Genomic DNA, 25,222 nt, shown 5'->3' on the forward strand with positions numbered 1-25,222 from the left:
ATTAAGAGAGGAAGGTGACTTGCTTCAAGTTAACAAGGAAGCACAAATTATGAAAACAAATAAATCACTATTTATTGCAGTGCTAATGGTGTTTGCACTTATTTTCAGTACACCGCAATTTGCAAGTGCAGCACAATCGACAAATGACTCATACCCGCTTTCGACAGGGGTAACATATTCGAACTATACTCATAAAGGTTCTAAAACAAGTATAGTTAATCATTTAGAAGTAGATTTAACAGACTCTTTCACAAAGATCGGGTTAGGCTTACCATCTCCGGTTAATACGTTAATGACAACGACGCAACATGCGAACAGTCATACGAAGGAAGGAAATCGAGTAGTTGGGGCAATCAACTCTAACTTCTACAATATGGGGGATGGCTATCCTTTATATTTAATTTCTCAATATAATACAATCGTTACACCAAGCGTTATTTCAGACTCAAGCTCGAACTATGTCAGCCAACCGATCGCATTCGGTATTACAAAGGACGGATTTGGAGAGATCGCTTACTACAATAGTAAGATTAACGTTACATATAACGGTCAAACGAATGAAGTAAATGGTCTTAATGTAAAGCGCGGAACAGATGAGGCGGTTGTTTATACACCGCAAAACCATAGTTCTATGACGCCGAACAACGGAAAAGGTATGGAGTTTATCGTAGAAACTGGCAACACAATCGGTGCAACGAAATTCGGACAAACTTTAACGGGTAAAGTAACTGCAATCCGCGGTTATGATGATGAAACAAAAACGAAAATTCCGCGTAACGGTTTCGTGCTATCTTTTAACGGATCGGCATGGGGCGATAAATACCGTGGAATCAAAGTCGGCGAAGAAATTTCAGTAAACTTTGCTATAGATGATCGTTGGATGGATGCACAGTTTATGATGGCAAGTGGTCCATTACTAGTGTTGGACGGCAAAAAAAATCTGACAATCAATGAATCAAGCTCACGTGCTAGAGAAGTTGCACCACGTACAGCGATTGCAATCAGCAAAGATAAGAAGAAAGTACACTTAATTACAGTGGACGGACGTATTAACTCAAGTGCTGGTATGACGTTACCACAATTTGCAGATTATCTAGTAAGCCTTGGCTTTGACCGCGCGATTAATTTAGATGGCGGCGGTTCAACAACAATGGGTATTCGTAAATACGGCAGCAACACAGTCGTTTTAGCCAATACACCATCTGGTGGTACGCAACGTCGCGTTTCTGCAATTATTGAAGCAATCAGTACTGCACCAACAACAAATGCACCTAAATATATTCAAGTTAATCGTGATAAAGTAGGTACCTTATTAGTCGGTGCAACAGTGAAACTTACACCAAACTACGTGTTGGACGAGTATTACAATCCACTGGCAGTAAATGCAAACGACTTTGTAATAACACCGCAAAATAATACAGTGACAGTTAACGGCTTAAGCTATACAGCTGTAGCGCCTGGCTCTGAACGTATTACAGTTTCAAATAAAGGCGCAACACAGACAATTAGCTTCAATGTAGTGGATGCACCTGCTGGACTCTCTATTTCAGGAGTATCAGGTCCAATTGAACCAAATGCATCACTTCAATTAAAAGCAAATGTAACAGGATCAAATAATGAAACGCTAATTTATAACGATTCACAAATTAAATGGTCTGTTGATGGAAACATCGGTACAGTATCCAGCTCAGGTCTTTTCAAATCAAATGGTAAAGAAGGCACTGCCCGTGTAACGGCGACATTAGGAACAAAATCTGTTTCTAAGGAAATCGTTGTAAAGGCTGTTGAAAAACCATTATTCAAAGATATTTCTGTAAACAATGTTTATAAAACAGAAATTCAATATTTAGTTGATAATAACTTAATCAACGGGTATCCGGATGGTACATTCAAACCGGATTTAGCATTAAACCGTGGTCAAGCGGCTGTATTGCTAACTCGTGCATTAGGCTTATCGACAAAAGATGTGCCAAACCCTGGATTTAGCGATTTATCAACAAAGAGCACATATTATGGTGCAGTTGCTGCGATTGTACAAGCAGGCATCATGAGCGGTACTGGTGATGGCAAGTACGAACCAGGCAAACCATTAACTCGTGCTCAAATGGCGAAAATCTTAGTTGAAGCATATAAGTTAACTGGTACTACTTCAACGAAATTTAAAGATGTAAGTACTAAGCACTGGGCATACGATTATATTCATACGCTAGCAGCAAATGAAATTACGACAGGTTATGAAGATAATACTTACAAACCAAGTCAAGAAGTATCACGTGTGCACTTCAGCTTATTCTTATACCGCACAATAACACAAAATAAATAAGAGAGAGAACCTTTGTAAAGTTGCAGCGAGGAATCGCAACTTTTACAAAGGTTTTTTTATGGAGAAAAGAGGGCTATGGGGAAGAGAGGGGGGAAGGGTGATGAAGTGAGGTTGGTACGGAGAGTTTTAGTGCGTGGAATGAGTTTTGATGGGGAGGTGTAAGTAATAGTTGCGCTGTTGTTGAAAATATAGGGTGTTTTTGCGCGGAAGTAGAATGCTTAGATGAGAATGTAGAACCTAGCATCAGGAAAGTAGAACGTTTTACGGGTAAAGTAGAAAGTTTTACTCGAAAAGTAGAACGGGTTGCGAGTAATAGCCGAGTTGTCGCTGAAAGTAGAATATTGGGGTGCGGAAGTAGAATGCTTACGTAATTAAGTAGAACTTCGCACTAAGTAAGTAGAATGTTTTACGGGTGAAGTAGAACGGATTGCGAGTATTCACAAGTTGTCGCTGAAAGTAGAATATTGTGGCACGAAAGTAGAATGTTTAAGAAAATAAGTAGAATTTCGCACCAAGAAAGTAGAACGATTTACGAATAAAGTAGAAAGTTTCACTCGAAAAGTAGAACACGTTGTGAGTATTCGCTGATTTCTCTGAGAAAATAGAGTGTATCAACGTTAATGTAGAACCCCGCTCCAAAAAAGTTGAACTCTACCCCGAAAAACGAAAAGAATATACTTTGTAAGTAACTCATCACCTCCTTAAAGTAGAAATCATATAAGAAAATAACCTATTCATTTTTTCTTTCTAAAATATCTTCAGGAATTAAGTAATATACACCACGTCCTTTGCCAAATTGATCAAATTTTAAGCGCTTCAGCAGTTTTGAAGTAACTGCTTTACAGTCGATCCCAACAAATTCCCTCAATTCGCGATTTGTAATACGGTCTCCGATTAATAGGCGATATTGATGTAACGCTAAAAAAATTGCTTCTTTACTTTTCACGCCACAGTGTGGGCAAATCCACAATCCGTGATGATAATACATGACATGCTGAAATTCACACTTTTTGCAAAGAACGCCATTTCTTATACGATCTCTTTCCACGTTCTTGCTAATAGGAAGCCGGCATGAGATAGCCACTAATTTTCTTTCCAAATCCATTAAATTAACTGTCGTTTCAGCATAGTTTTGATATAACTCCTCTAAAAATTTTGGCAAGCCGCTTAAATGAATAATTGGAGAACCGTTTAAGGACGAATCCAATTTTGTTCTTATATTAGCATTGACCACAATATACAAAACGGGCAATTGGATTCCCCAGTTTGATAATAAATACGATATATATAACTGGTGACGATAAGCCTGATCAAACGGATTTGGAAAATTTTCTATAATCCCTTCCTCAGTTTGACGCGCAAATTCATGAAATGCGGGTTTATAAAATAATGTACCGGAAATTTGTTTAACCTCGACAACGAGAAGAAATCTTGTCGTAATGATAAGGGCGTCGATTTGATGAGAAAAACCCTTTTCATTTATACACTCAAAGTTATAGAAAATTTTATAGGGACCAGGAAAATGATAATCTGCTAATGTTCTCTGCATTTTTAATTCGCCTGCAATTCCAGCTTGGACGCGATAATAAGCCTGTTGATAAGAAGTAAATTCTTCATCCTCAGCTTTTAATCTAGAAATAAGGGCTTCCAAATAGACAAGCTTTTCAGTCCTATACAATAAACCACCTCTACTCGGGCATTGAGACAAAATCTCTATGACAGCAATGTATACGAAAATTTCAGAGCATGCAAATGACCTCGAAAAGTCATTTTCAGCATAAATTCCTTATCAAAAAGTAAATGTGAAACTAATCTTATATACAAACCGTCTCATTAACGAAAAACTATAAATTTATTTTAATTTTCTTGTTGGGAAATAGTGCGACTTTGCCCTCGGGAATATCGTTTCAAACTGACATTATGCTATACTGAAAATACGAATCATAACGCAGAACACATCTACTTCGGATGTGTTTTTCAAATGAAAAATGAAATAAGCCAAGCATACTCAAAACGCTTGATTCAAAGGATGAATGAATAAATGAAAATTGGTATTGTAGGAAATTACGGAAATGATAATAACGGAGACGAGGCGATTTTATTAAGTATTATTCGCCAGCTGCAAAAGGTATTTCAAATAGATACTAAAAATATCACAGTATTTAGTAATAATCCAAAACAAACTGCCGAACGTTATTCTGTACAAAGTTACCCTTTATATTACAAAAATGGTAATGCCGTGAAAACGTTCATGAAGACATACAAAGAGAATTCCAATATCGTGAAAAATCTTGATTTTGTCGTAATTGGCGGCGGCGGTATTTTAATGGACCTTTATAAGCGTGAAGCACCACTATATGGTTCATATGCGATGATGGCCAAAAATAATAATGTGCCGTATGTTGTCTACGGCTGTGGAGCGGGTCCGCTTAACACAGGTTTAGGGAAATGGTTTATCCGCTATATGGCCAAGCATGCACAAAATATTTCAGTGCGTGATCCGCAATCAGAACAGCTGCTAAAAACAATTGGTGTAAAACGCGATGTTCATGTTATTGGAGACCCGGCATTTAGTTTAGAAGTAGAACGTTCAGATTATAGTGATAAACCAAAATCAGTTGGGGTTACAGCAGTTCCTTACTATAATGCTTCATATTGGCCAACAGGCGATGAAGCAAAATACGAAAACTATATTGATGGCATGGCGAAAAACCTGGACCGTTTAATTGAAGAGCACAATGTCGATGTAACATTTTTTGCGACTAAATATCCGCAAGATGCTGATGTGACAAAGGACATTCAAGCTAAAATGAAGCATCCGGAAAATACAAAAATTATTGATGAAAACTTGCCGCCGCAACGTATTTTACAAATTACGTCTACGTTTGACGTGTTAATTGGTACAAGACTTCATTCATTAATATTGGCAACAGATGCGAAAACACCGATTATTGGTGTATCTTATCATGTAAAGGTTAATGACTTTTTACAAATGGCAGGGCTTGGCAACTATTCATTACCGATTGATTCGCTTCATGAATCAGACGAGAAGTTTGCAATGCTCTTTAACGATATGGCAGTAGATTGGAACGGTGCACAAAACTTAGCGGCTCGTACAAATGCGTCATTTAAAGAAAAATCTGCATTAGGAGAGCAGCTTTTAAAAGAAGGTGCGAAAAAGTAATGAAAAAAGTATTCGTCATTAGCAATATGTACCCTTCAAAGGAACATTTAGCTTACGGCATTTTTGTTAAAAATCAGGTCGAGCAACTGGAACGAGAAGGAATCGAAACAGTGCTCGCGGTAAATACCAATCCCGCGACAGGAAAGAAAAATGTTATTTTGAAATATTTAAAGTGGGCGCAGCAGTTTATGCGTGTTTTCCGAGCAAACAAGCGGAATATTTCACTAACACATAGCCATTACGTTTTTCCGAGCGGGATGTTCAGCTACTATATAAAAAAGCGTCACAATATCCCATATATTGTGACAGCACATGGTGGCGATATTAATAAAATGGCCAAAAAAGGCGGGCAAATCCGTGAGTTTACGGAGAAAATTTTACAGTCTGCTGATCATGTTATTGCAGTTGGGGAAGAGCTTGCTGCAACGATTGAAACAACTTTCCATGTTGAAAAAAAGAAAATTTCAGTGATGAGCATGGGGATTGATCGTACGGTTTTCAAAGAAGCGGAAGATAAAAAACAACGTGCAAAAGAGTTAGGGATGGATCCTGATAAAACAAACTTTTTATTCGTAGGCAACATCATACGGGAAAAAGGCGTTACAGAACTTGTGCGTGCATTTAATAAAGTAACGGAATCTCTTCCGGAGCAAGCCGCTCTTTATTGTGTTGGTTCGACAAAAGATAGCAATTTTACTAGTAAAGTAAAAGAGCTGGCTAAGGACAATAAAGCGATTCACTTTATCGAACCGATGCCGCAGCAGGAGTTGGCTAGGTATTTCCAAGCGGCAGATGTTTTTGTACTGCCTTCTTATATTGAAGGTCTGGGATTAGTAGCTTTAGAGGCAATGAGCTGCGGCACACCGGTCATTGCATCGGACGTTGGAGGACTTCATTATATGCTGGCGGATGGAGCAGGGGTATTAGTCCCTCCTAAAGACGAGATTTTACTTCAGCTGGCACTTGAAAATGCAGTGAAAGACGGAATCCCAGTGAATGAAGAACGAGTGGCCGAATTGCTTCATACGCATGATGCAAAAAATATTATTGCACGTTTAAAAGAGCTCTACACAACATACGCGAAATAAAGTAATTGTAATTAAAGGAATGTGATAAGCGTTGAAAGGAATTTTAAAAATAGTAGGAGCCGTCGCGGTTATTAATATTTTAGCGCGTCTAGTCGGCTTTGCCCGTGAAACATATATCGGGATTGAATTTGGTACAACTTTATATTCAGATAGTATTGTTAATGCTTATACAATTCCTAACTTTTTATATTTAGTCATTGGCGGAGCGTTTACAACGGCGTTTATATCCATTTACCATAAGACTTCATCGAGCATTACTGAATATATACAGCGAACATTTACAACAATTGTTGTTTCGATCACGCTCATTGTCATTTTATTTATGGTGTTGGCAGATCCGATATTAATGCAATTCTTCCAAGTTGATAACCAGGCGGAATATGAAATACTGCGCTCGCTTTACTACTGGATGATGCCATCGACGATTATGCTTGTTTTATCGACTTGGATGAGCGGTATTTTAAATGTCCAAGGCCGTTATCATTTATCAGCATTTTCGGTGCTTATTTATAACGGATCATTTTTAATCGTCTCCGTGATATTGTCCATTACAATGGGACCGATTGGAATGGGAATCGGGGCATTAGTCGGGGCAATCTGTATGTTCCTGTTCCTTGTATTCGGGGTTCGGAATGTGAAGGAAATGTCCTTCAAGCCAAATTTTAAACAGGCTGAAGATCAGAAAATGCTTTGGAAAGTTGCATTGCCGATTATGCTTGGCGGTGCGACTGCACAGCTTTATATTTTAATTCAACGATTCTTCACGAATATGCTGGAAGCCGGTGTACCGTCAGCGATGAACTATGCGACAAAAATGTCCCAGTTCCCGCAGGCAATTTTAATGACAGCTGTAACGACCGTTATTTTCCCGTTACTTAGCAAAAAAGAGGGAGAAGGGGACACAGAGTCGGTAAAACAACTTTATGTTCGCGGGATGCGTTTATTATATTTACTCGTATTGCCTGTTTCGGTGTTCTTCTACTTCCAGGCAGAAGGTGTTGTCCGCATCGTTTTTGAATATAAAGAATTCGATGCCGAGTCAACAGCGATTACAGCACCATTGCTGCAAGTATTCAGTACGACGATGTTCTTCCTTGCTGCGAACACATATATTACGCGTTTCTACTATGCGAAGGGCAATTCCGTATTACCGATGATTTTCAGTATTTTAACGGTCTTCGGTGTAAATATAGCGGTCGTAATGGCGACAATCGATGGAATGGGTGCAAATGCGGTAGCCTTGGGGACGTTAATAAGTGCCATCGTAAACTTCCTGTTGCTTGTCATTGTGCTACAAAGCAAATATCAGTTAAAACTTTTGGACAAAAATGTTGGTCAGCTATTTAAGTTAGTCATTATTGGGATAATTTTTGTCGCAATTAACTGGGCAATTTCACAATGGATTGTAATTGATCAAAAATGGATTCATGTAATTGTTACATTTATAATTGCATCGAGCAGCTACCTTGTATTGCTGTTTGCTTTCAAAATGGATGAGCTGCAGCAAATTACAGGTAAAGTAAAAGGAAAGATTTTACGAAAAAAATAATATGATAAAGTGCGTATCCGGATTTAAAATTGGATACGCCTTTTTTAGTACATACTATTTAAGCATAATATTAAAAAAAGAAGTTTTCCCTTTTCGCTTATGTCCTTTATCCTTATAACAGGACAATTTAACGGGGATGTATTTTTAATTATTGCTAAGTTATGTCAATTGGTTGCTGATATTAATAAGAAATATTAGTTATATGACAGAAAACTTTATTTTAAAAAAACTTTACTATATAATCATAAGTGGAATAATTGGAATTTAATATATAATTTACTAAACATCTAAAATAGAGATAAGGGTGGAGAAGTATGGCAAGAGGAAGACGTGTAAATTCATGCGGTGAAAAAAGTAAAAAATTATTATTGGAAAAAGCAATTGAGCTATTTTCTACATATGGTTATCATCAAACAAAAATCAGTGATATTGTAAAATCGGCAAATTTAACACAGCCGACATTTTATTTATATTTTCAAAGTAAAGAAACATTATTTAACGATTTAAATGAGAAATTCCACAATGAATTAACTGATATTTTTTCTAGTTCAGCAGATAACATAAATGACGGGAAATTTGGAATCGATTTAATTCAGGGAAGTTTAACACATATTTTCGATTATTTTATCGAAAACCCTAACCTAACGAAAATCGGTTTTTATGAAGCGGAGCAATCAACTGCCGTAAAGGAAATGCTCGTTTCTAAATTAATACATATCCTAAACACGCAATTAAAAGATTCCAACGTTGTAAAGCTGGTGGATGCTAATATTCTTGCAGAAAGTCTTGTTGGTTCGGTGGAACGACTAACATTGACAAACTTACTGACGAATAAAACAAATCCGGAACAGTTAGCTAAAGAGATTTGCATGATTTATTTTGCAACGGAGCTAAGTTTAGTACATTCATAAAAATGAAATGAGACGATTGCCATTGCGCAAATCGTCTCATTTTTTAGTTTACTGTTTTGTTGTTACATGTAAATAAATACCGGCTTTTAAATTTTTGCCTTTTTCATTTTTTACTTTAGGATGAACGATCAGTGCATACTCCTTACCGGCAGTTAACTCTTTTGTAGGGGTAACAACTAGCTGTTGACCCGATAATTTATACGTTGTTTTGACAGTATCTGCACCTAGCTCGACTAGTTCAACGGAAGAAGAAGCAAGGTCTTTCGCCAGTTTAGCAGAAAACTTGATCGTAAATGTTTTGTTTAATGGAACATTTTTTAATGCAGCAAGTTCTTTATAGTTTTTTAAGTTTGAAGCGATTGTGTCGTAATGTGCTTTAAAGAGCGGTTCACTCGCTGTTTTAATATGAGGTTTAACCCCGACTTCATTTATTTTTGTGCCGTTTGGACCATAAAAATGACCAACTGTTAATTTTAAGAAGCTGCCATCTTCAAGCTCGTAAAATGCCTGCATAGAACCTTTACCATAAGTTGTTTCCCCGTATAACGTAACTGCTTTTTGATCGGCAAGTGCTGCTGCAGTCATTTCAGATGAACTTGCACTATATCTATTTACTAGCATTTTCGTATTTTCAGGGAATGTTGTCGATTGCTTCATTGAGCGAACAATAGATGTCCCCGAAGCTTCCTTCAGCTTGTAGGCATAGGTGGCATTAGGGAACATACCGATGAGCTGTTCTGCTGCTGTTACATAGCCGCCTCCGTTATTTTGCAAATCGAAAATAAATGATTTTGCCCCTTTATTTTTCAAATCACGGATGGCTTTTGATACGAGGCTTGCCGTGTCATTTGAAAATGAATTCAATGAAATATAGCCCGTATTACCGTATAAAAGCTTAGTTTCCACATTAGGAAGTGAGAAAGCTTTACGTGTTAATTTCTTCGTCAATATTGTGCCGTCTTCACGTGAAACCGTTATAGAAACCGTTGTATTTGCTGCTCCTTTTATACGGGAAGAAGCCTGATCGATTGTCAGCCCTGCAACCGGTTTTTCATCAATCTCAGTGATGATATCACCAACTTTTAAGCCTGCATTTTTTGCACTGCCGCCATCGATAAGTTCGGAAATTTGAATACCGTTTTCTACCTTCTCAATGACTACACCGATACCTACAGTAGTAAGGTCCACGCCATTAATAAACTCATCGAATTCTTCCGGCGTAAAGTAAGCCGAATACGGATCAAGCATTTCTGCCAGTTGCTCGAGGCTTGTGGCCCGGTTGATGTCACCGTTAACATTGCCTACATAGTTTTCCTTAACAATCTGTTTTGCTTCATCTAAAGGAGCACCTAGTACCGTCAAAGGAACAGCCAGGCACATGATGAAAAACAGCATTGCTGATAAATGTTTTCTTAGCATGAGTCCACCTCATCAATTTTATTTTTCTATAATGTAATGCGTAATGCCATGATAGGGATATTACCATATTTTATCATGAAAGCTTCCCGAATTTATGGTAAGGGTAAAAAATATTTTAAGCTACTTTTAGTCAATAAAAGAGGGTAAGTTACAAGTTTTTACACTTATAACTTACCCTATCTATCTTCATTCAGTTGTTCATTACAGCAAGATTTCCATAGCCCCGCTGAATGAAGATGAGCCCCTGGCGGATGTCACAGATTTTTTAAAGGAGATTTTTGAGTAAACTCAAAAAAATCTGGACGCAATTACGCCAAGGCGTAATTTATATTAGTAAACTTATTTTCGTTTTGCTAAATACATGATGTAGCCGATGACACCACCGACTAGTGCTGGTACAACCCATGCGATGCCTTGCTCATAAAATGGGAAGATTGATAAAAATTTATCGTATGCTGCAATTTCAAAGCCGGCTTGTTTAATTCCATCATATATTGCAACAACACCTGTGAAAATTAAAGCCATTCCATATACACTTGGTGCATGATTGAATAAATTTCCGAATAGTGCAAAAATCATAAGCACGATTGCGAACGGATAAATTGCAACTAAAACAGGTAATGATAGATTAATTAAATCTGATAGTCCAAAGTTAGAAACACCGAAGCTAAATAGTGCAAAAATTACTAAGTATACTTGGTAAGAAACTTTCGGGAAAATCTTATGGAAAAATGTTGCGTTTGCAGATAAAAGACCTACAGATGTTGTTAAACAAGCTAAAATGATAACGGCTGATAAAATGATTTTACCGGCTTGTCCATATAGTTTCTGTGCTGCTAAAGAAATAATGGTACCGCCATCTTCATGGAAGCCGATAGCTGATGTACTTGTTACCCCAATATAACCTAATGATACATAAACAAATGCTAAACCGATTGCAGCGACAATACCCGCGAAAATTGTAATTTTTACTTGTTTTACTCTATCAGTAATGCCACGACCAACTAATGATTGTACGATAACGATCCCGAATACTAATGATGCAAGAACGTCCATCGTCAAGTAACCTTGAATGAATGATTCACCAAATGCGTTATTAATATATGGTCCCTGCGCTTCACCAGGTTCACCTAACGGAGTAACCACAGCTTTAATCGCAAGTAAACAAATAACGATTAAAAGAGCAGGTGTTAAAATTTTTCCGACACGGTCGACGATTTTTGTCGGGTTATATGCTAAGTAGAATGTGATTCCGAAGAAGATAAGTGTTGTAACGAATAATGGAATCCAGCTACCTTTCATTGCTTCTGTTAAAAACGGTTCCACACCGATTGAATAAGATACAGCACCAGTACGCGGAATCGCGAAGAATGGTCCGATCGACAAGTAAATAATCGAAGTGAAAATTATACCGAAATATGGATTAATGCGGCCAGCTAATATTTCTAAGTCTCCGCCATTCTTTGCAACGGCAATAATACCTAGTAGAGGCAAACCGACTCCTGTTATTAAAAATCCGATCATTGATATTATAATATTTTCCCCGGCCATTTGACCTAATTGTGGTGGGAATATGATATTACCTGCACCTAGGAATAATGCAAATAACATAAAACCTACCGCGATATTCTCACGGAAAAAACTTGACTTGCTATTCATGTTGTCTAAACTCCTTTAATTTGAAAATACAAAGTTTTCTAAAAATTTAAATCTTTTAACAAAAACTAATTCTATCATAAAATTATTAAAATACAAGCATATTTTCAGAAAACAATTTGCACTAAATCAATACCTATGAAATGTTAATCAATTTCTATTACATGATATTAATATGTGAGTATAATAATAGGGAAAGTCTGTAGAATTTTCTCAAAAAAAGAGGGTTGTATACTCTATTGAAAATTAAGTAAAATAGAGTTAAAAAATAGTTTCATTGGGGGGAGTTTTCATATTGAATAATAAATGGAAGATAGTGCTGACAGGTGTAACATTTTCACTTGCACTATTCATCGCACCTGATGCACAAGCATCCACTTATACGGTGAAACATGGCGATACGTTAACAAAAATTGCGAAAGCCCACAACACAACGATCAATCAGCTTAAACAATGGAACAAATTATCTCAAGATCGCATTTTTATCGCACAAAAACTGGTTGTTGCGCCAGCAAAAAGTGCAGTAAGTACAGTGAGCAAATCGCCGGCAGTAACTAAAGCGGCAACAGCAACGACTAAAACGAAAACAACTGCTGTTTCAGTTGTAGAGGAAAAAGTCGAAAGCCCGCAAAATGCATTATCCCATACCGTTATGAAAGGGGATAATTTAACAAAGATCGCTAAAAAGTATAGTATTTCGGTAGCGAGTATTAAACAGTTGAACAATTTAAAATCTGATGCGATTAAAGTTGGTCAAAAGCTGACAATTAGCCAGCAATCAACTGAAGACTTAGCTATTGAAGCTCCTTCTGCGAAAACAGTGGAAGCAGAAATTAATTTTAATCAAACAGCTGACGAAGCGATTGAAAAACAGTTAAAGAAGGAAGTTGCACTGCCTGGGAAAGTTTCGCAACAAACAGAGCGCCTTTATGGACAAGCTATCCAAGCGGCTAACGCAGTATTAGGTACACCTTATAAATATGGCGGAACAACAGTAGATGGATTTGACTGCAGCGGCTTTGTAAACTACATATTTAATTCTGTTGGTGTCCAAATGGATCGTAAAAGCAGTCTTATGTATTTCGAACAAGATACGACGAAAGTAACGCAACCTGTACCGGGAGATTTAGTATTTTTCAAAAATACATTTATCCCTACAATTTCACATATGGGCATCTATTTAGGAAACAATGAATTTATCCATGCTGGCTCAAAAGGGATTACAATTTCAAACATTGGGGAAAAGTATTGGTCGGAGCGCTTTGTCGCGTATAAACGCCTGAATAATTTAAAATAAAATATTGAAGAACTAATAAGCTTTGTTGAAAATACGCTTATTAGTTCTTTTTTGTTACACAGATTCGCGATAATGTTACAAATGTTACAAGAAAAGGCTCGATTATTGGTTAATATTACAATTAATAGCGGTAATTGTTTAGTTGATAGTTTAAAATCCCTATTTAAAATAGGTTCTTTGGCAATGTTTGAAGTTATTTGAAAGCGGGTAAATGTAACTTTGTTGTTACATAACTGTAATGTTATTAAATATAATCTCGTGTTAACCTAATATCAGTTAAGTTTTCAGAAAATTTATTGATTGGTTGGAGGAACACGATGGATTACTTGAAATTATTACGCAATACCGTATTAACTTTGGCAGCTGCCTTCGTAATTTTCTTCGCACCGGTGAATGAAAAGGAAGCTTCTGCAGAATCAGCTTACTCAATTGATGAGTTAAAAGAAGTCTCTTCAAAGTATTTAGGAGTTCGCTATTCATACGGCGGTACATCAGCAAAAGGCTTTGACTGCTCAGGCTATGTACGTCATGTATTTAAAGAACTAGGCATCACATCACTGAATCGCACATCTTCAGAAATGTATACGCAAGGTACGAAAGTTAAGAAAAGCGACCTTGAGCCAGGCGATTTAGTATTTTTCAACACATCAGGCAAACGCATCTCTCATGTAGGGATTTACATTGGTTCAGGAAAATTCATCCACGCTTCTACAAGCAAGGGTGTTATTAAAACAAGCATTAACGATAAATATTACTGGGGTAAAAAGTACGTAGGTGCTAAACGCATCGCTAACTTCTCAACGGCAGAAGCCCTAGTTGCAGACGCAGACGATTCAGATGTAGACAACACACCAGAAGCAGAATAATACATAGCTTATACACACTACTACATACTGCATAATTCGTAATTACAATCTCTCACCTTTTATAAGGTGGGGGATTTTTTAGTTTGTTTTGAAACGGGGAGTGGGTGTTGATTGTGAGTTTGAGTTCTGCTTTTGAGTCAAGGGGTGGTAGATTAAGAGGGGACTTGTTTAGTAAACAATTCTACATTAGTTGGTGAAGTTTCCACATTAGCCTCGAAACATTCTACATAATCTCTGAGATTTCCACATTACTACCGCTTCGTTCTATATAAACAAAGAAATGTTCTACTTTTCTCGTAAAAGTGGCAAATAAAAACAGGATGCTCCAAAAAACATGTTTCACAAACAAAAAACAGCAACCGGAATTTAGTAACTGATTTCCGGTTGCTGCATATTAAAACTATTGTGGTACACGAGCTGTCCAGCGAGATAAATCAGCGCCATCAGCCGTTACTAATTCTTTAGGGAAGATGAATGTCCAAGGTTTTGTTGTATTAGGCTGTACTGTTAATACAGGGTCTAATTTGAACGATCCTTTTGCAACTAAGACATTGCGTGCATCCATAATTTCAAGTGGTAACTGTTCCAAGTTAATCGCTTTTTCATGTCCGTTACGGATGAAAATTGATGCGTGGAAGCTGCCGTCATCGTTTAATTTTGCTTGTAGTCCTGTGAAGTTTACTTCTGTTTTACCTAACTTCGGTAAAGTTTTCACAATTTCAGCTAACTTTTCTTGCTGATCCTTCGGTAATTGTTTCTTCCATGTATCATCCAAGTCTAATTGGTGACCGCGTAAAGAAAGTAAGTTGAATGAAATTTTCCAGCCTTCTTCAGGCACTTCGTCTGCTGTAATTGAAGAAGCAGGGAATGTGAAAATCCATGGTCGTGCACTTTCAGCAGGGATCACTCCTAGCTCTTTAAAATCAAAGTAATGTGAAGCAATGCGGTTATCATCTTTATCTAAAATTAATAGTTCGATTTCGCCTAATTCAATTGCTTCTGATAATGAAGAACGGAAAAATGCTTTTACATTCCAAGAACCGTTCGCCATTGAAGGCTCGATATTAATTGCTGACAATGATAATTGATTCGGTTTCAATGGTGCCAGATCATTCGCCAGGAAATTAAAAACATATTTTTGTTCCTGTGGTACATCCCATTCAGGATGGAACGATAATTTAGTAATTACGTCACGATTTGCACCTTTTTTAGAACTATCACCAGATGTTTTTACGACTGATGAAGAATCAACAGCACTGTCTTTACCTACTTTGTCACCTTTTTTAAATAAATCGAATAAACCCATCTGCTATTCCTCCACATTCATCGTAATGTTTTTCATAAATGTTACAAGTTCTTCTACTATTTTGCGGCGAAGTTCCTGATAGTTTTTACCGAATAATTCTAGTCCTTCACGTTGGTAAATACGCATTGGATCTTCCTGTTGGTAATGACGTAAGCCAATACCTTCTTTTAAGTGAGCCATTTGTTCCAAATGTTTTACCCACATTTGATCGATGAAGCTCAACATAACTTGCGGAATAACCGCCATAATTTTTTCGTTTTCTGCAAAGCCTTCGATAACTTCTGTTAACTCTTTTACAGAAGGATCCATTGCATCGAGCATTTTCTTCACTTTTGTTTCTTCTCGGTTCACAGTAACAGGTGTTAAGAATAAAGAGTTCACTGTGCGTTCCATTTTATCGAAATCCCACTCAAGTACATCTTTATCTTCAGGGGCATTTTCACGAACAGCAAAATCTACAGTTTCCTTCATCATCGTCACTAAATGTTCCAGAATATTTTCATTGCGTAATACTTTATCGCGTAAATCATAAACTACACGGCGTTGATCATTAATTACATCGTCCAGTTTTAAATTGTATTCACGCATAGAGAAGTGTGCGCCTTCAACAATACGCTGTGTACGTTCAATCAGCTCAGTAACTTCTTTGTTTTGAATAAGACCGATTTCGTCAGTTGTCATTTTCTTGCGGAATTTCTCGACATCATCTTTTGCAAAACGCTTGAACATATCATCTTCGATTGAAAGAATAAATCGAGTTTCACCTACGTCACCTTGACGACCTGAACGTCCGCGTAACTGGTTATCGACACGACGGCTTTCATGCTTTTCAGTACCGATTACAAATAAACCGCCAAGATCTTCAACACCTTCACCTAAGACGATATCCGTACCACGACCAGCCATGTTTGTTGCGACTGTAATACGATTTTTTTGTCCGGCTTCCGAGATTAATTCAACCTCTTGCTCGACTGTTTTCGCATTTAATAATTGGAACTGTAAGCCGTGTTTTTTCAAGTAACTCGCTACTTTTTCTGATTGTAAAATAGAAGTTGTCCCGATTAATACCGGCTGTCCTTTTTCGTGACGGCGCACTGCTTCCTGTGCCACATATTCGTATTTTTGCTCGATGTTTTCGAATACGATATCCGGCTGGTCCAGACGTCGACGTGGACGGTTTGTCGGTATTTGAATTACACGCATACCGTAAACTTCCAAAATTTCTTTTTCCTGAGTTTTCGCAGTACCTGTCATCCCTGATAATGTTGGATACATACGGAAGTAGTTCTGAATTGTAACTTGTGCCTGTGCTTTGTTTTCCTCAGTGATTGTTACGCCTTCTTTCGCTTCAATCGCCTGGTGTAAACCATCGGAAAGTGAACGACCTTCCATAATACGGCCTGTAAACATATCGACCAGTTCGATTTTGTCATCACGAACGATGTAATCAACATCACGCTCAAACATAACGTGTGCACGTACTGCCTGAATTACATAGTGGTACAATGTTTGATGTTCCAAATCGTATAAGTTGTCGACACCGAATGCCGCTTCAACTTTCTCGATACCTTGATCTGTTAACGAAGTGGCTTTTGTTTCATCGTCGAAATCATAATCTTCTTCAGCTTTGAAACGCTTCGCAAGCATTGCAGCAATACGGTGCAGTTCTTCGTTTGCTCCCATTTTACCAGCAATGATTAACGGTGTTTTCGCTTCGTCGATTAAGACCGAATCTACTTCATCGATAATCGCAAAGTGGTATGGACGCTGTACTTTATCACCGATTGTATGTGCCATATTATCACGTAAATAGTCGAAACCGAATTCCGTACCAACACCGTATGTAATATCCGCATTGTACGCTTCTTTTTTATCTGCAGGCTCCATCATCGGAACATTCAGTCCAACTGTTAACCCAAGGAAACGATGGATTTGCCCGATTAATTCGAAGTCACGTTTTGCAAGGTAATCGTTTACCGTAATAACGTGTACACCTTTGCCTTCCAATGCACGAACGTAAGAAGGAAGTGAGGCAACAAGTGTTTTACCTTCACCAGTTGGCATTTCGGCAATATTACCTTCAGTCAGTACTAGACCGCCGATTAACTGCACATCAAAGTGGCGCATGTTTAATACACGTTTAGAAGCTTCACGGACAACAGCAAATGCATCAGGGATAATATCAACTAGCTGAGTTCCGTGTTCTAAACGCTCTTTAAATGTAAATGTCATATTTCGAAGTTCTTCGTCAGACATAGGACTATATGTTGCTTCGAGGCTGTTTATTTGCTCTACCGTTTTGTAGTATCTTTTTAGCTCTCGAGCACTTGTTTGCTCTTTATTACGTTTGAAAATTGAGAACATTATTTTACTCTCCTTTGAAATTGGCTACTTTAATATAGTAGACACTCCGTTATTTTATCAAATAATGCACAAAAAGACTACTGACCAAAAGGGAATTCATAGGAGCAATATAAATAAATTGGATGAGCCTTTCTATTATATTAATAATTATTTGATAGGTTTGAAATATACTAGAAGAATGATAGATGTAAAATTTATGTGAGCTGAATAAATAGTGGAAGGAATTTAAGCTATATTTTATGATTTGTTCATGCTATACTTATAGTGAATAAAAATGTAGAGTTTTTAATGAATCTCCAAAAGGCGATTTATTGTAATGCTTAATACTACAAAAATTAAGGAGGAGAGACATGATTTACGTGTCTTTAATCGTAGCTTTTATTGCTGCAATTATACTAACTCCGCTTGTGAAGCGATTGGCTTTTCGCCTTGGAGCTGTAGATGCCCCGAACTATCGTAAAGTGCATGCTCGCATTATGCCACGATTAGGCGGTTTAGCAATTTTTGGTGCGTTTATGATCGGGATATTACTTTTAAAATTTGTCACGAACTTCGAAAGTGACTACTTATACGCGATTTTAATTGCCGCGACAATTATCGTAGCAACAGGTATCGTTGATGATATGCGTGAAATTTCCGCTAAAGCTAAATTGCTTGGCCAAGTGATCGCTGCCTGTATTGTTGTATTTGTCGGCGGTATTCAAATTGATAATATTAACTTACCGTTTGGTGGGGAATTGGAATTCGGCTGGTTAGGAATTCCGTTCACAATTATTTGGATTGTAGGTATTACAAATGCAATTAACTTAATTGATGGTCTTGATGGACTAGCTGCAGGTGTATCAACAATTGCTTTAATGACATTAGCCGTAATGGCAATGATTATGGGGAATGGTATTGTTATCGCAATGGCTGCAATTTTGGCTGCTGCAACAATCGGTTTCCTGTTTTTCAACTTCCACCCTGCGAAAATTTTCATGGGGGACACAGGTGCACTGTTTTTAGGATTTATGATTTCGGTGCTCGCACTATTAGGATTTAAAAACGTAACGGTTATTTCGTTCGTTATCCCGGTTATTATGTTAGGAGTTCCAATTTCCGATACATTCTTCGCAATTGTGCGTCGTTTGCGTAGCGGTAAAAAGTGGTCAGATCCAGATAAATCGCATTTACACCACCGTTTATTGGATTTAGGGTTCTCACATCGTCAAACCGTGACGATTATTTATGCGATGGCTGCAATGTTCGGTCTCGCTGCTGTCATCTTCTCGATGGCAAAAGTATGGGGCGCAATTTTACTAATTGCCGTTATATTAGTCGCGATTGAGCTGTTTGTAGAAATTATCGGTCTTGCCGGTAAAAACTATAAACCGCTGCTCAACCTCGTAAGAATATTTAATAAGTGAAAAGATCGAAACAAGTAAATGGCATTGTGCTGTTTGCTTGTTTTTTTTTGGTTCTATAATATTTGTTGGGGTATTCAAACAATTTCACAACTAAAAAAAGCACAAAATCACACTTTTTTATATACTTGAATTGTCGAGAAACAAGCAATAGAAAGGTGATTTGTGCTGTATGAATTTTAACATGAATATCCCAGGATTAAAAGATGTAGAAATTACAAAAATTGAAGAGTTAGAGATGGGTATGGCAATTTCGATTGAACTTCCCCGTCAGGCACATCAATGCCCAGCCTGCCAACAATGGACTACGAAAGTACATGATTACCGGATTCAAAAAATTAAGCACTTAAAATGGTTTGAGCGAATGACCGTAATCTTTTATAAGCGCCGTCGTTATGCATGCGGTTGTGGAAAGCGCTTCGCTGAAAAAGCATCCTTTATTGAGCGGTATCAGCGTTTTACAAAAGAAGCGAATCAAGCGTTAAGCATTCGCGCAATTAAAGCGAAGACATTTAAAGAAGCAGCGGAGGTTACGGGTACCTCTAGCACAACCGTAATTCGTCGCTTTAAGAAAATGGTGCATAAAGAAATGGTCCAAGGTGTTCAATTGCCGAAAGCGATTGCGATTGATGAATATAAAGGCGATACCGACGCAGGAAAATATCAATTAATTATAGCGAATGCCGAAACCAAAGAACCGATCGATATTTTGCCAAACCGCCGAAAAGAAACGATTAAAGATTATTTGAAGCGTTACGGAAGTGAAGTGGAAATCGTGGTGATGGATATGAGCCCTTCCTTTAAATCAGCGGTCCGCCAGTCTTTAGGTAGACCGGTCATTGTGGCAGATCGCTTTCATTACTGTCGTTATATTTATTGGGCACTAGATTCGGTTCGTCGAGAAGTTCAAAAGGACTGGCACGAATACGACCGGAAAAAGTGTAAAAGAATGCGGCATGTGCTCTATAAACGTCCAGAAAAGCTGAAAGAAACGGATCAATTTTATTTAACCCGCTATACAGAGATGTCTCCTATTTTAAAAGCAGCGTATCATCTAAAACAAAGCTACTGTGAATGGTTTGATCAGGCAAAAAAAGAAACCGATGTATCAAAGATTAAAGAGGGACTATTTCAGTTCTACAAACAAGTTGAAGAATCAGGGATTCCTGCATTTAAACGTGCGATTCAGACATTTAAAAATTGGCAGACAGAAATCTTAAATAGCTTTACATTTGGTTATTCAAATGGCTTCTTAGAAGGCATTAATAATAAAACAAAAGTGATGAAACGGAATGCATATGGATTCAGACGTTTCGATCACTTTAAGGCAAAGATTTTATTAAATTTGAAGTATAAAAATTTGGGTGGTCATGTGGGATGAAATCTGTTTAGAATAATTTCACCCCAACATTTGATTTAGAACCTTTTTTTTTGGGGGAATTATTGACCGGATTTAGGAGGGATGTAAAAAGTTTTGCGGCTAATGTGGAACGGAATGAAGTGAAAGTAGAAGGTACAGTGGCTAAAGTAGAAACTTTTCATGGAAATGTAGAACAATCAACTGAAAAGTGAAAAACGCAATTTTATTAGTAGTGTTGCGAGGAAAAGAGGAAAGGAATGACTTATAAGTAGAAAGTTTGGAAGTAAAAGTAAATGAAATGTCGAAAAAGTAGAACGCGCGAACTTTATTAGAATAGTCGCAGGGGAAAGTAGAACAGAATGAAATGAAAGTAGAAAGTTATGAGGCGAAAGTGGAAAGTATCAAAGTGAAAGTAGAAGTTTTAAGACTAAAGTGGAAACTTCTCAGAGGAATATAGAACAGAACGCTTGTAAAATACAATATCCCTATAATATAGGTAGAAACGCCAAATAAAAAACAACCCCCGCGTCACCCGCGGAGGTTGGTTCACATTATTGGGTATCGGTATTCGTTCTTGTTGTGTAGGCTGAGTTGGATTGAGAGCTTGTGCCCGAAATATTTGTCGATTCCGGAGTGAGTCCTAAATGACTTTTTAAAATATGGCTCGTTTCTTCGAGTGCTTCTTCATCCAATTTGTAATAATAGACGCCTGTCGACATGTCGTCATAGCCTTCCAACGTCAATGTATCAATACGAGGCATACCGTTTGATAAGTAGCTGAAGAAAGATTTCATTTCCGTAAATGTCATATCTGTCTTCATATTGTTACCGACAGCGGCTAGAATATCATCATATTTTGAGATAGATGTAAATGATGATGCTTTTGAAGCGATTGCCTGAATGATTTCTTGCTGGCGTTTACCGCGTTCAATGTCATTGTCCTGTTTACGTGTACGGGCAAGTGCCAATGCTTCACGGCCACCCAATCTTTGCAAACCTGGCTGCAAGTTGACAGTGTTGCGGTCGAACTCGTCTTTTTCGAGCATCGCGTAAGGTACTTCTGCTTCAATGCCGCCTAATGCATCGACAATATCGATAAAGGCATTAAAGTTTACACGTAAATAGTAATCAATTGGAATATCAAATAATTCTTCTACAGTTTCAATTGAAGCAAGTGTGCCACCACGCGCATGCGCATGGTTGATTTTATCGTTATATCCGATATGAGGGATGTAAACATATGAATCACGTGGGATACTTACTAGTTTAACTGTTTTTGTTTTATTGTTTAAAGTGGCAAGCATGAGGGCATCTGTGCGGGAATTGTCTGCACCTTGTCCGCGCTTTTCACTATCATCGACACCTAAAATTAAAATAGAAACATTGTCTTGGGCCGGCTCAACCTTTACTTCTCGCTGGTCCGACATTTCGCGGTCCTCGATTACTTCATATGCATTATCTGCAGCATGTTCGGCCTGCTTCGTCAAATAAACACCGTATGCTGTTGCGCAAATTACGAGCGAAAGAGTCAGAAGCATCGAAACTTTAAGAAACAATCTGAATTTCGATGAGCCTTTCTTTTTATTTTGCCTTGTTTTCATAAAGATTCTCCTCTAGGTTAGGGATAGGTTACTATATTAAACTGGTATATTATAGCTACTTTGTAATCTTATCTAATATACTACAATCTACTTTTGTCGTAAAGTAACGATATCATGCATTCTGATGACAAATATTTCGACACGGTTACTTCGGGAATTCGATAAAAAGCGCATCTTCGTTTGTAATAACCGCCTGCCCATTTGTCAGTTCGGTAATCCAGTCAATAAAAGTTTGCTCTTCCTCTTTTAAAACGTGTACATAAATTTCTACATTTTCTGCATACTGAATATCATGAAGAGGGTAGTGGGAACCGCGTATCTCATTTTCTATTTTCCCCAACCACACATAATCAATCTCGATTTTCATTAAATAATGCAATTTTCGCTCAACAACTTGAGCAGCTGCGATTCCTTCTGTTGTTGCTTTACTATAGGCGCGGATTAAACCGCCTCCGCCAAGCTTAATTCCGCCGAAATAGCGAGTGACGACAACAACCGTATCTTTTAAACCTTGTTTTTTTAGAACTTCTAACATAGGGACGCCTGCAGTGCCACTTGGTTCCCCGTCATCATTTGCTTTCTGGATATGATCATGCTCACCGATCATATAGCAGGAGCAGTTATGGGTTGCTGATGCATGCATCTTTTTTATTTTATCAATAAAGAGAATCGCTTCTTCTTCTGTCTCAACGCGTTCTACATAAGTTAAAAAACGCGATTTGGATATGATGATTTCTGATTCTCCGTAACCTTTTACCGTAATGTAGTTATTTCTCATTATCAATTCTCCTTAATATTACAATTTGATTTCAAATTTGTGGTTATAATTTAACTTAAAAAATGATTTACTAATGATATAATATGTATGTACTATATTAGTAGGTTGCAAAGTAAAAAGATAGAGTAGTTCGCATTCTGACTAAGTAAGGTGGGGAAAAAGTGCTAGAAAACAACCAAATAGATATCGCCTCGCTTGATGTTATATTTAATCGAATGTTGGAAACTATTACAAGTTCGAAAGATGATGTATTTATTATAAGCGAACAAAGCCGCAGAAATTTTGAAGAGATGCAACAAGAGCTGGAAGTTGTGCGTCATGAAATTAAGATTATAATAGATGAAAGTGATAACTTGGAAAAGTTGCTGCAATTATCTAGACAGCGATTAGTCGTTGTAAGTAAAAGTTTCAATAATCATTCAGAAGAGCAAATACGGGCTGCTTATGAAAATACGAGTAATTTACAATTAAAGGTCTCCCTTTGCCGGGAGCGTGAAAAGCAGCTAAGAGATAAGCGTGACGATTTGGAAAGACGCCTGCGCACACTTTATGATACGATTGAAAGAGCGGATCATATCGTGAACCAAGTGAATGTTGTTATCAATTTTTTGACGACCGACCTGAAAAATGTCGGGGCAGCACTGGAACAGGCGAAGATCAAACAAGACTTTGGCATACGTATTATCGCAGCCCAGGAAGAAGAACGAAAACGTTTATCGCGTGAAATTCATGATGGGCCTGCACAAATGATGGCGAATGTGCTGATGCGTTCGAATTTAATTGACCGCACTTTCCGGGAAAAGGGAGCCGACGCCGCTTTAAAAGAGATTCATGATTTGAAAATAAGCGTTCGCAACGCCTTATCCGAAGTACGCCGCATTATTTACGATTTACGACCAATGGCACTCGATGACTTGGGCATTGACCCGACATTGAAAAAGTATTTATCTACGATTATGGAATACAATCCAGGTGTTGAGATTCAGTTCCTTTCATACAATAACGAGCGAAGAATCCCTTCAGATTATGAGGTGGCCGTTTTCCGTTTAGTGCAGGAAAGTGTAAACAATGCATTGAAACACGGAAAACCGAACCTGATTATTGTTAAACTTGAGTGGTTATGTGACGAAATTAATGTTGTAGTAAAAGATAATGGGGTTGGTTTTGATACAGAAAGCGTTCGTGAAGGATCTTTCGGTATTATAGGAATGAGAGAAAGAATTGATCTGCTGAAAGGTTCTTTGAAAATTAGCAGCAGCATCGGTAAAGGAACAACAATTTTAATGAAAATTCCATTGCCGACAGAAGATGAAGAGATAAGATAGCTGAATTCCAGGGGGTTTCGAAATGACAAAAATTATTATTGTAGATGATCATCAATTATTCCGAGAAGGGGTAAAACGTATTTTAGATTTTGAAGACACATTTGAGGTTGTTGCAGAAGGTGATGACGGCACAGATATCGTAAACTTATATGAACAAAACGAACCGGATGTCGTATTAATGGATATTAATATGCCGGTCAAAAACGGTGTCGAGGCGACAGCTGATTTAATCGCTGTATATCCGGACGCAAAAGTAATGGTTTTATCGATTCATGATGACGAATCATATGTAACACACGCACTGAAATCAGGTGCACTTGGCTATATGCTGAAAGAAATGGATGCCGATGAAATCGTTGAAGCAATCAAAGTTGTTTCAAACGGTGGTTCTTACCTGCACCCGAAAGTAACGAAAAATCTGGTCGCGGAATTCCGTCGTCTTTCAGAGCATGAAAACAAAGGGAATTTCCATCAAACAGAAATTCGCCGTCCATTCCACTTATTAACGAAGCGTGAATGTGAAGTGCTTCAATTATTAACAGATGGCCAATCAAACCGTACAATCGGCGAGACATTATTCATTTCGGAAAAAACGGTTAAAAACCATGTATCAAGTATTTTACAGAAAATGAATGTTAATGACCGTACTCAAGCAGTTGTAACAGCTATCAAAAACGGCTGGGTAGAAGTACGTTAATTACATAATTAAACGTAAAAACAAGGATCAGATTTTGTATCCTTGTTTTTATTTTTGCATATTATTGCCGATTAATAAATAGTTTTAGTCATGAA

At 37.6% G+C, this 25,222-nt stretch carries 19 protein-coding genes; 12 read left to right on the top strand and 7 right to left on the bottom strand.

Features of this window, described 5'->3' with window-relative positions; all coding sequences use genetic code 11:
• Positions 1-49 precede the first annotated feature (49 nt).
• Positions 50-2,323 (top strand): S-layer homology domain-containing protein, encoded by a 2,274-nt coding sequence (locus B5473_RS09800; protein WP_079524698.1) that lies wholly within the window; start codon positions 50-52, stop codon positions 2,321-2,323.
• A gap of 730 nt (positions 2,324-3,053) precedes the next feature.
• On the opposite strand, the gene B5473_RS09805 is transcribed toward B5473_RS09800, so the two are convergent.
• Positions 3,054-3,974, bottom strand: a complete 921-nt coding sequence (locus tag B5473_RS09805; RefSeq protein WP_254865288.1) for a nuclease-related domain-containing protein — start codon at positions 3,972-3,974, stop codon at positions 3,054-3,056.
• Positions 3,975-4,364: 390 nt separating this feature from the next.
• On the opposite strand from B5473_RS09805, the gene B5473_RS09810 reads away from it, so the two are divergent.
• The 4 genes from B5473_RS09810 (at position 4,365) to B5473_RS09825 (ending at position 9,055) form a co-directional block, all read left to right on the top strand.
• On the top strand, positions 4,365-5,507 hold the full coding sequence (locus B5473_RS09810) for a polysaccharide pyruvyl transferase family protein (protein WP_079524700.1): 1,143 nt from the start codon (positions 4,365-4,367) through the stop codon (positions 5,505-5,507).
• On the top strand, positions 5,507-6,595 hold the full coding sequence (locus B5473_RS09815; RefSeq protein WP_079524701.1) for a glycosyltransferase: 1,089 nt from the start codon (positions 5,507-5,509) through the stop codon (positions 6,593-6,595). Before B5473_RS09810 ends, B5473_RS09815 begins: the two co-directional genes overlap by 1 nt.
• A gap of 31 nt (positions 6,596-6,626) precedes the next feature.
• Complete coding sequence (gene murJ / locus B5473_RS09820) at positions 6,627-8,144, top strand: murein biosynthesis integral membrane protein MurJ (protein ID WP_079524702.1); 1,518 nt, start codon at positions 6,627-6,629, stop codon at positions 8,142-8,144.
• A gap of 314 nt (positions 8,145-8,458) precedes the next feature.
• Entirely contained in the window at positions 8,459-9,055 is a 597-nt protein-coding gene (locus B5473_RS09825; RefSeq protein ID WP_079524703.1) for a TetR/AcrR family transcriptional regulator, read from the top strand.
• A gap of 48 nt (positions 9,056-9,103) precedes the next feature.
• Here B5473_RS09825 and B5473_RS09830 read toward each other — a convergent pair whose 3' ends face one another.
• Together B5473_RS09830 and brnQ are read right to left on the bottom strand one after the other, a co-directional pair.
• Positions 9,104-10,474 carry a S41 family peptidase gene (locus tag B5473_RS09830; protein ID WP_079524704.1) on the bottom strand — a complete coding sequence of 457 codons (1,371 nt, stop codon included), beginning with the start codon at positions 10,472-10,474 and terminating at the stop codon, positions 9,104-9,106.
• 339 nt (positions 10,475-10,813) lie between these two features.
• A complete protein-coding gene (gene brnQ, locus B5473_RS09835; protein ID WP_079524705.1) occupies positions 10,814-12,133 on the bottom strand; it encodes a branched-chain amino acid transport system II carrier protein in 1,320 nt (439 codons plus the stop codon).
• Positions 12,134-12,425: 292 nt separating this feature from the next.
• Between brnQ and B5473_RS09840 the strand changes: the two genes are divergently transcribed.
• Positions 12,426-13,427 carry a C40 family peptidase gene (locus tag B5473_RS09840; protein ID WP_254865289.1) on the top strand — a complete coding sequence of 334 codons (1,002 nt, stop codon included), beginning with the start codon at positions 12,426-12,428 and terminating at the stop codon, positions 13,425-13,427.
• 317 nt (positions 13,428-13,744) lie between these two features.
• Positions 13,745-14,293 (top strand): C40 family peptidase, encoded by a 549-nt coding sequence (locus tag B5473_RS09845; protein WP_079524706.1) that lies wholly within the window; start codon positions 13,745-13,747, stop codon positions 14,291-14,293.
• A 400-nt stretch (positions 14,294-14,693) separates the two neighbouring features.
• Here the strand turns inward: B5473_RS09845 and B5473_RS09850 are convergent, their stop codons facing one another.
• Together B5473_RS09850 and secA2 are read right to left on the bottom strand one after the other, a co-directional pair.
• Positions 14,694-15,599: an accessory Sec system S-layer assembly protein gene (locus tag B5473_RS09850; RefSeq protein ID WP_079524707.1), complete on the bottom strand. Its 906-nt coding sequence runs from the start codon at positions 15,597-15,599 to the stop codon at positions 14,694-14,696.
• Between the two features lie 3 nt (positions 15,600-15,602).
• Positions 15,603-17,963, bottom strand: a complete 2,361-nt coding sequence (gene secA2, locus B5473_RS09855) for an accessory Sec system translocase SecA2 (RefSeq protein ID WP_079524708.1) — start codon at positions 17,961-17,963, stop codon at positions 15,603-15,605.
• A 350-nt stretch (positions 17,964-18,313) separates the two neighbouring features.
• On the opposite strand from secA2, the gene B5473_RS09860 reads away from it, so the two are divergent.
• The 3 genes from B5473_RS09860 to B5473_RS21080 all read left to right on the top strand — a co-directional run bounded on the left by B5473_RS09860 (position 18,314) and on the right by B5473_RS21080 (position 20,938).
• Positions 18,314-19,369 carry a glycosyltransferase family 4 protein gene (locus B5473_RS09860; protein WP_079524709.1) on the top strand — a complete coding sequence of 352 codons (1,056 nt, stop codon included), beginning with the start codon at positions 18,314-18,316 and terminating at the stop codon, positions 19,367-19,369.
• A 169-nt stretch (positions 19,370-19,538) separates the two neighbouring features.
• A complete protein-coding gene (locus B5473_RS09865) occupies positions 19,539-20,747 on the top strand; it encodes an ISL3 family transposase (protein WP_079523641.1) in 1,209 nt (402 codons plus the stop codon).
• 62 nt (positions 20,748-20,809) lie between these two features.
• On the top strand, positions 20,810-20,938 hold the full coding sequence (locus B5473_RS21080) for a hypothetical protein (protein ID WP_303047314.1): 129 nt from the start codon (positions 20,810-20,812) through the stop codon (positions 20,936-20,938).
• Positions 20,939-21,277: 339 nt separating this feature from the next.
• Here B5473_RS21080 and B5473_RS09870 read toward each other — a convergent pair whose 3' ends face one another.
• Entirely contained in the window at positions 21,278-22,327 is a 1,050-nt protein-coding gene (locus B5473_RS09870) for an LCP family protein (protein ID WP_079524710.1), read from the bottom strand.
• A gap of 145 nt (positions 22,328-22,472) precedes the next feature.
• Positions 22,473-23,105 carry a YigZ family protein gene (locus tag B5473_RS09875; protein ID WP_079524711.1) on the bottom strand — a complete coding sequence of 211 codons (633 nt, stop codon included), beginning with the start codon at positions 23,103-23,105 and terminating at the stop codon, positions 22,473-22,475.
• Between the two features lie 161 nt (positions 23,106-23,266).
• Between B5473_RS09875 and B5473_RS09880 the strand changes: the two genes are divergently transcribed.
• Both B5473_RS09880 and B5473_RS09885 read left to right on the top strand, forming a co-directional pair.
• On the top strand, positions 23,267-24,430 hold the full coding sequence (locus B5473_RS09880; RefSeq protein ID WP_079524712.1) for a sensor histidine kinase: 1,164 nt from the start codon (positions 23,267-23,269) through the stop codon (positions 24,428-24,430).
• A 22-nt stretch (positions 24,431-24,452) separates the two neighbouring features.
• The gene (locus B5473_RS09885) at positions 24,453-25,127 is read left to right on the top strand and encodes a response regulator transcription factor (protein WP_079524713.1); all 675 of its coding nucleotides are present in this window, start codon (positions 24,453-24,455) and stop codon (positions 25,125-25,127) included.
• The last annotated feature ends 95 nt before the right edge of the window (positions 25,128-25,222 follow it).

Source organism: Solibacillus isronensis (assembly GCF_900168685.1).
GTDB lineage: Bacteria > Bacillota > Bacilli > Bacillales_A > Planococcaceae > Solibacillus > Solibacillus isronensis_A.